Below are 2,159 nucleotides of genomic sequence, written 5' to 3'. Positions count from 1 at the left end.
GACAAGGCCGCGATCTCCGGGCTGAGGACAAAGCCGGCGAAGGCGAAGACCCCTGCAGCGATGGGCAGCGCAATGGCGTTGTATCCCACGGCCCAGCCCAGGTTCTGGCGCATCTTGCGCAGGGTGCCTTTGCCGATCCGCAAGGCGATGGGCACATCCAGCGGGTCCGAGCGCATCAGGACGACGTCGGCCGTTTCGATGGCCACGTCGGTGCCGGCTCCGATCGCGATGCCGAGGTCGGCCTGGGCCAGGGCCGGGGCGTCGTTGACGCCGTCGCCGACCATGGCGACTTTCTTCCCCGCCTGTTGAAGTGCGGCGATCTTGGCTGATTTGTCTCCGGGCAGCACCTCGGCGATGACCGTGTCAATGCCCAGCTGGCCGGCGATCCTCCGGGCGGTCGCGTCGTTGTCTCCGGTGAGCATGACGACCTCGATCCCGGCTTCGTGCAGGGCAGCGACCGCGGCGGCCGCGGTTTCCCTCGCGGCGTCGGCCAACGCGATCACCGCGGCGGCTTTGCCGTCGACGGCGACGAGGACGGCGGTCCGTCCGGTGTCGGCCAGGTCATCGCGCACCGCGGCCAGCGGGCCCAGGTCGATGCCTTCATTGGCCATAAGTCTGCGGTTGCCGACCAGCACCCTGCGCCCGTCCACGGTAGCGCCGGCCCCGTGCCCGGGAACGTTGAGGAAATCCGAGGCAGCCAGGACGGGTGCACCGTGTTCGCGGGCGTGCCGGACCACGGCCGCAGCGAGGGGGTGTTCAGATTCCTGCTCCACCGCGGCGACCAGGGCCAGGAGCTCGTTTTCGCCGATTCCCTCGACCACGACGTCGGTGACTTCCGGTTCGCCCTTGGTCAGGGTGCCGGTTTTGTCCATCACTACGGTGTCGATCCGGGCGGATACTTCCAGGGCGGTGGCGTTCTTGAACAGGACGCCACGTTTGGCGCCGAGGCCGGTGCCGACCATGATGGCCGTCGGCGTGGCAAGCCCGAGCGCGTCGGGGCAGGTGATCACGACGACGGTGATCGCGAACAGCAGGGCCGTCTGGACTCCGGCGCCGAGGGCGAGCCAGGCTGCGAACGTCAGGGTTCCGCCGATCAGGGCGACCAGGACCAGCCAGAAGGCGGCCCTGTCGGCCAGCCGCTGGCCGGGTGCCTTGGAGTTCTGGGCTTCCTGGACGAGGGCCACGATTTGGGCCAGGGCGGTGTCGGCGCCGACTTTGGTGGCCCGGACCCGCATCGTGCCGGTGGTGTTGATGGATGCGCCGATGACTTCCGAGCCGATGNCCTCCCCGTCAACCGGGATTTTCGATCCCGGCCGGATCAGCAGCAGGTCCCCGGTCTGGACTTCGGAGGTGGGGATCTCGACCGTCTCGCCGTCGCGGATGACGACCGCGACCGGTGGTGCCAGCTCGAGCAGTGTGCGGATGGCCTCGTTTGCCCCGCCGCGTGCGCGCATCTCGAACCAGTGGCCCAGCAGCACGAAGGAGGTCAGGACGGTGGCGGCTTCGTAGAACACTTCACCGCCGCCGGTGAACGTGACCCAGACGCTGTAAAGCCATCCGGTGCCCACGGCGATCGCGACCAGGACCATCATGTCCAGGGTGCGGGCTTTCAGCGCCCGGTAGGCGCCGTCGAAGAAGATCCAGGCAGAGTAGAAGATGACCGGAAGGGACAGGATCAGGGCCATGACGTCGTCACGGAGCCCGAACGGGGTCGGCGCGGTGAAGCCGAGCATGTCCCGGCCCATCGGGGACCACAGCGTCACGCCCACTGACAGGATGGCTGCGACCAGGAACCGGTTGCGCATGTCCTTGACCATGTCATCCATCGACATTCCGGCGTGGTGTCCGCCGTGGCCCATCGTGTCCTGCGGGGTGCGGGGCATCGCACCGTGCCGGCCCGGGCCGTGGCCGGCATGGCTGTCCTCCGGAGGGTGGGCATGCCCGGGGTGGGGTTCTGCCGTTTCCGGCGCATGCCCGGGGTGCACAGTCTGCTGATCAGGCTTCGTGGGGTGCACATGCTCCATCGGTTGCGCGGTCCCGGCCGGGTGGGGGTGTCCGGCCGGCGGATGGCTGGCGCCGGCCTTGCCGGCGGTGTCATGCCTCGTCCCGGGGGTGCGGCCTGTTTCGTCCATCGGCGAGCAGACGTGGTCGGGGACCGA

At 69.0% G+C, this 2,159-nt stretch carries 1 protein-coding gene; it reads right to left on the bottom strand.

Going from position 1 to position 2,159, the window contains the following annotated elements; all coding sequences use genetic code 11:
• On the bottom strand, nt 1-1,454 hold a 1,454-nt coding region (locus AC50YC_RS19760; protein ID WP_494954968.1), incomplete at its 3' end, for a heavy metal translocating P-type ATPase.
• Nucleotides 1,455-2,159 lie beyond the last annotated feature (705 nt).

Source organism: Pseudarthrobacter sp. MDT1-56 (genome assembly GCF_059383555.1).
The sequence above is the reverse complement of the archived record's forward strand: the minus strand, read 5'-3'. Positions and strand labels throughout refer to the sequence as shown.